Annotated in this window: 3 protein-coding genes and 1 pseudogene; 2 read left to right on the forward strand and 2 right to left on the reverse strand. The window is 67.6% G+C overall.

What is annotated here, in order from left to right; all coding sequences use genetic code 11:
* Together ACWD6R_RS39450 and ACWD6R_RS39455 are read left to right on the forward strand one after the other, a co-directional pair.
* Positions 1 to 681: IS256 family transposase (locus ACWD6R_RS39450; protein WP_451823170.1), on the forward strand; the 681-nt coding region annotated here is incomplete at its 5' end.
* 786 nt (positions 682 to 1,467) lie between these two features.
* Positions 1,468 to 1,965: pseudogene (locus ACWD6R_RS39455) on the forward strand (helix-turn-helix domain-containing protein); the annotation flags it as partial.
* Positions 1,966 to 1,991: 26 nt separating this feature from the next.
* Here the strand turns inward: ACWD6R_RS39455 and ACWD6R_RS39460 are convergent.
* Together ACWD6R_RS39460 and ACWD6R_RS39465 are read right to left on the reverse strand one after the other, a co-directional pair.
* Positions 1,992 to 3,244 (reverse strand): IS3 family transposase gene (locus tag ACWD6R_RS39460; RefSeq protein WP_451823171.1). Its coding sequence is split into 2 segments (ribosomal slippage): positions 1,992 to 2,962 and positions 2,962 to 3,244, totalling 1,254 coding nucleotides; the frame shifts between segments, so codons are not numbered across the junction.
* Between the two features lie 170 nt (positions 3,245 to 3,414).
* On the reverse strand, positions 3,415 to 6,236 hold a 2,822-nt coding region (locus ACWD6R_RS39465), incomplete at its 5' end, for a S8 family serine peptidase (RefSeq protein ID WP_451823172.1).

Here is a 6,236-nt window from a genome sequence, read left to right on the forward strand (position 1 = left end):
CCGATCTACGTCGCTCTCGCGGTGACCGTGGAGGGCACGAGGGAGATCCTCGGACTGTGGGCCGGTGATGGCGGCGAGGGCGCGAAGTACTGGCTCCAGGTCCTGACCGAGATCAAAAATCGCGGCGTTGAAGACGTCTGCATGGTTGTCTGCGATGGACTGAAGGGTCTGCCTGACGCGATCGCGACGGTCTGGCCCCAGGCGATCACGCAGACCTGTGTGGTCCACCTTCTGCGGGCATCGTTTCGATACGCGGCCCGGCAGGACTGGGACAAGATCTCGAAGGCACTGAAGCCCGTCTACAGCGCGCCGACCGAGGACGCCGCGACCGAGCGTTTCCTGGAGTTCTCCGAAGCATGGGGCAGGAAGTATCCGGCGATTGTGCGGCTGTGGGAGAACGCGTGGGCCGAGTTCGTGCCCTTCCTCCAGTTCGACACCGAGATACGCCGGATCGTCTGCACCACGAACGCCATCGAGTCCGTCAACGCCCGCATCCGCAAGGCCGTCCGCGCCCGCGGCCACTTCCCGAACGAACAGGCCGCGTTGAAGTGCGTCTACCTGGCCGTCATGAGCCTGGACCCCACCGGCCAGGGGCGCAAACGCTGGACCCAACGATGGAAGGCCGCACTGAACGCCTTCGACATCACCTTCGACGGCCGGCTCACCGCCGGACGCCGCTAAAGAAATCCGACCGAGTTCCACCGTTAGCTGTACAGACCCGCGCCTACTTCAGGTGACGTGACGTCCCCCGGTCACGCGCTTGGTGGGGGCAGAGCAGGCGTGGTGGGTATCCGACGAGCGTTCGGTGATGCGAGGGAGGCGGCGCCGGGTGGTGCGCTGTGCGAGCACCAGCAGCTCGCAATTACGCTGCTGCTGGTTGGGGTGAGCGGCCGGGCCGGCGTGCCGTGGGGGTGCCAGAGCGGGGAGGCGGGCAGCTAGGGGTAGGCGAGGGCGTGGTCGATGTCGCTGCTGGTGACCATGGAGCCTCCGTCTCGGACAGCGGCTTTGGGCTTCGCCTGCGGGTCACGGCCGTAGGTGGAGCAGGTGCTGGAGGACTTCGTCCACGAGCTGTTGAGATGGTCGCCAGGCCGAAAGGGCGCTCGTGGCGGGCAGGGGCAGCGGCAGTTCGTGCATTTCCTCAGGGACCAGGTGGTGGGCAGTCGCGGCTCACGAAGTGCACCGTCCACCCGGGTCTGCTCAACACCCGCGGACCGTACGACATCTCCGTCAATCACACGGCGCGCAATAGTCGGGAACCGCCGTACTGGCCGATGCCTGGCGACCGAACCGCTACTCACGCCAGGGTGACGTGCATGCCGCCGTCAGCCAGGACCTCAAGGACCTCGGCAAAAAGGGGCTCTCCTGTCGCTTCCGTGGGTCGCTGACCTGGGGCGATAAGCAGAACACGCCGTACCCGGGGTACGTTTCGACTGCTGAAGGTACGAAACGAATAAACCTGGATACGGCGTGCAAAGTAAGAGGATATGGGTTCGGTTGCTCGGTGTCGAAAAGACGCTGATCGAGCAGGTCGAGGCCGAGGAGGCCGACTCCGAGGGCAGTGTCGGTGGTGAGCTGGTGATCGTGACGCATGTCCGACCGGCGAAGGGCCACAGGCAGCGGTGCGGGATCTGCCGGCGCAAGGTGGCGAAGTACGACGCTGGTGAGGGACGCCGCCGCTGGCGGGCCCTGGACCTGGGCGTCATCCAGGCATTCCTCGAGGCCGACGCGCCCCGGGTCGCCTGCCCCGAACACGGCATAGTGGTCGCCTCGGTTCCCTGGGCGAGGCACGGCGCCGGACATACCCTGGCGTTCGACGCGCAGGTGGCCTGGCTGGCGGCCTGCTGTTCCAAGACGTCCGTCACCCAGCTCATGCGGACCGGCTGGCGCACGGTGGGCAACATCGTCGCCCGGGTCTGGGCGGACGTCGAGAAGTCGGTGGACCTGTTCGCCGGGCTACGGCGGATTGAACCGCCCCGGGTTCGGTAGAGATCTCAGATTGTGGTTGTGACCTGGTGTTTCGTGGATTCCATGTAGTGATTGACCTCGTACTCGACGGGCGGGACGTGGCCTATCTCACCGTGGAGTCGGCGGTGGTTGTACCAGTCGACCCCCTCGGCGGTGGCCAGCTCGACCTGGGAGAGCGCCTTCCAGGGCCGCTGTGGTTTGATCAACTCGGTTTTGTACAGACCGATCGTCGATTCCATCAGGGCGTTGTCGTAAGCGTCGCCGACCGAGCCGATAGAGGCAGCGATGCCGGCGGTGTCCAGGTGCTCGGCGAGCTTGAACGATGTGTATTGCGACCCGGCATCCGAGTGATGAATCAACTTTCCTGACTGGATGGGGTGTTGGTCGCGGTCGCGTTGCCAGACAGCCATCTCCAGAGCGTCCAGGACGAAGACGGTCTCCTTGACGGTGGCGGCCGACCAACCGACGATCCGGCGGGAGAACGTGTCCACGACGAACGCGACGTAGACCACCGCTGACCAGGTCTTGACGTGGGTGAAGTCCGCCACCCAGCAACGATTCGGAGCGATGGCGACGAAGTTGCGGTCGACCAGATCCGGGGCCCGCTCGACCTGCCCGCCGGGAATCGTGGTGATGACACGCTTGCCGCGCACCGCACCCTGGATACCGAGCTCCCGCATCAGGCGCTCGACGGTGCAGCGGGCCACCGCATGCCCCTGCCGGTTCAGCTCCCGCCAGATCTTCCGGGCGCCGTAGACACGGTAGTTGGACGTGTGGGCCTCCTGGATCAACTCCTTGAGCTCCGTGTCGCGTACGAAACGGGCGGAGGGCGCTTCCAGGCGCTTCTTGTGGGCGTAATAGGTGGAAGGGGCGATCTTGCAGTCGTGCTCGGTGAGCGTCCTGCAGATCGGCTCGACGCCGCCGAAGCGGGCCCGGTGCTCGTCGATGAACGCTACGAGCGTGTGTGTGGCCGGTCGAGCTCGGCCGCGAAGAAAGACGCCGCGGCTTTCAGGATGTCGTTGGCCCGCTTGAGCTCGGCGTTCTCCTTCTTCAACGCCTTGAGCTGGGCGGACTCCTCCGATGTCGTGCCCGGGCGCGCGCCCGCATCGATCTCGTGCTGCTTCACCCAGTTCCGCAGCGTCTCCCGGGAGCCAATACCGAGCTTCTCGGTCACCGCCTGCAGAGCGGTCGTCTCGTTCGGGTAGCCGTCGCGCACCTCGGCGACCATGCGCACCGCACGGCGGCGGAGCTCAAGCGGATAACGGGAAGGTCGTGCCATGACTCGATCCTTTCATGAAATCGAGTCTCCACCTGACACGGGGCGGTTCACTAGGTTGAATCACGGGCCGAACGAAAACGGGACATCCGGAACAACTGGCCATGAGGCAGGTCCGCCGGGCGGCTCCACCCCCCACGGGAAGGACGCCCGGCGGACCGGTCAGGACGTGATCAGCGCACGGCGTACGCGTCGTTCACGGTCTGGATGACGGAGTTGCCGTTGGCGTCCGTCAGTTCGGTCTTCAGGGTGACCGGCTTGCCGTCCGCGCCCGCGTGGTTCACGGTCGCGGTCCACCGGCCGTCCTGCTGTGCGGTGGTGGCCTGGGTCCAGGTCTCGCCACCGTCGTACGAGTAGGAGACCTTGGCCGCGACCAGCTTGCCGGGGGTGTAGCCGGCGTGGCCGGTGACGCTCAGGCCGATCGTCTGACCGTCCTTCGCCGGAAGGGTCTTGAGCCCGTCGGTGTCCAGGTCGTAGCCCGGGAAGAGCAGCGGAATCCCCTGCGAGTACACGTTCTCGTCCCGCTCCGAACGGAACTTCCAGGTGGTCTCGATGCTGGTGGACCGCTTCCACACGGCGGCGGGCGCACCAATCTTGGAGGTGTTCATGGTGAGTTCGTACGCGGCGTCCTCGGCAGGGACTGTGAACACCCCGAACGGGGAAGTGGACGTGCCCAGCACCTTGCCGCCGCTGGTCAGCCGCATTTTGCCGATGTCGCCGAAGTCACCCTGGACACCGGCGTGCTCGGTGTCGCTCCAGAAGCCCGGGGCGACGCCGATCAGGTTGTCCTGCCGCTCGGCGGCGAGCTGGACCTTGCCCGCGGTGTCGCGCGGGGCGGCCGGGGCCGGGATGCCCCGGTACCAGCTCTCCGTGCGCTTCGAGCCTGCCGTGTATGTGCGGGACTGGTCGACCATGAACTCGCCCCAGGGGGGGCTGGAGGAGAGGGCCCGCGTCCAGACGGTGTCGCCCGCCGAGTAGTACTCGGTGCGCTTGCCGGGAACGGCGACGGTGTCGAAGGCGGCGGAGTAGCGCCCGCCGTACGGCCGGTCGATGATCATCGTGTCGACGTAGTCGGCCGCGACGCCCATCGCCTCGTACGTGGCGGTGGACTTGCCGAGCTTGCTGTCACTGACCTTGTACGTACGGTCCGAGGTGATCGGGCCGGTCTCGGGGAAGGCGAGGTTGTAGATGAACGGGCTGGCGGCGGTGGCCTTCCAGCTCAGCTTGACCGGGCCGGCGGCCAGGGCGGCCTTCAGGGCGTCGGCCTCGCTCGCCTCGATGCCGAGCAAGGGCAGCGGCCCCGTCCCGAAACCGACGGAGGGCCGCCAGGGGCCGGCGGACGGGCGGTACGCGATGACCGCCTTCGCGCCGGCGGCCTTGGCGTTCAGCGCCTGGGTGCCCATGAAGCCGTCGTCGGCAACCTTGACCAGGGCGATCTTGCCCGAGACACCGGCGGACTCCAGCTCGCCGGGGGTGCCGGTGCCCGCGTCGACAAGCGCGGCTTCGCCCGTTCCGTCGAGGTTGGCGAAGCCGGTGCCGGCCACTCTCGGGTGGAGTTCGGCGCCGCCGACGACGGAGAGCTTCTCGATCTGCGGGGCGTACGCTCGCCAGGCACTGTCGAACTCGAAGTCGCCGTCGCTCGCCCTGCCCTGGATGTCGACCAGGTAGTTCTTGACGAAGCGGCTGCCGGTGATGGAGCCCGAGTGCAGCCAGACGTCGTCCCAGCTGCGGCCGAAGGCGAGGGTCGTGGAACGGTTCTCGGACGCGCGGTCCTCGGTCCTCACCTGGATCCGATGCGCCTTGCGGGCGTCGAGCACCAGGGTGGTGTCCTTGGTGACGTTCAGCTGCGGGCGCGCCAGGTAGCCGACGGACTCGACGAACCTGCCGGTGGCGTCTTTGAGGTCCGGCGACATGATGAAGCTGGAGACGAAGTAGGCGCCGGGACGCACCTGGTACACCTGGTCGGCCGCGCCGCCGTTGAAGCGACGCTCGCCACGGGCGGTGTCGGTGCCGATGACGTCCAGCGAGGAGGAGCCCGTGGCGGGCTTGCCGGTGCGGTCGACCAGCTTGACCCGCAGGGTGACGGTCTCCGCGCCGACGTACAGCGAGAACGGGGTGGAGACCTTGACGCCGTCGGCGCCGGTGGCCAGCACGCGCCCGGTGACATCGCCGTACTGGGCGGCCTTCAGCTGCGCGGTCGGGTCTATCTGCAGCGGGACCTTGACGGTGGCTCCGGCCGGGACGGTGACACTGCTCGCGTCGAGCTTCGCGATGGAGGAGCGGACGGCCGAGCCGTCGTTGCCGGTGACGCCCTGGACCTTCAGCGACAGCTTCACCGGCTCGGTGGCGGAGTTGGTGTAGGGGACGTCGACCGTGGTGCGGTCGGTCTTGTCCTGCGGCCAGTTGAAGGTGCCGCCCTGGACGGCGGGGGCGCCGACGACGGTGGTGTCGATGGCGGCCTTCACATCGAGGCGGCCGCCGCCGGTCTCTCGTACGTCGCCGGGGATGTCGCTCTTCGCGGACGACACGAGGGCCGCCTTGATCTGCTGAGCGGTCCACTCCGGATGACGCTGCTTCACAATGGCTGCGGCGCCCGCGACATGCGGGGTGGCCATCGACGTACCGGACATCGTCTGGTACGCGTAGACACCGCGGCCACCGGCCGCGGCCGCCGAGATGGCGACGCCGGGGGCGGCGATCTCGGGCTTGAGGGTGTGCGAGCCGATCACGGGTCCGCGGCTGGAGAACCGGGCCGTGGAGTCGTCGCGGTCGACGGCACCGACGGTCAGCGCGCTCGGAGCGCAGCCCGGCGAGGAGACGGTGTTCGATGCCGGGCCCAAGTTGCCGGCCGCGATGACGAACAAGGTGTTCTTGCTCTGGGAGAGTTCCTCGGCGGCGATGCTCATCGGGTCGGTGCAGTCGCCCGGCGTCGCGCTGCCGAGGCTCATGGAGACGACGTCGGCCTTCTGGTCGACGGCCCACTGCATACCGGCGA

The sequence above is a fragment of the Streptomyces sp. NPDC005151 genome (assembly GCF_053599875.1).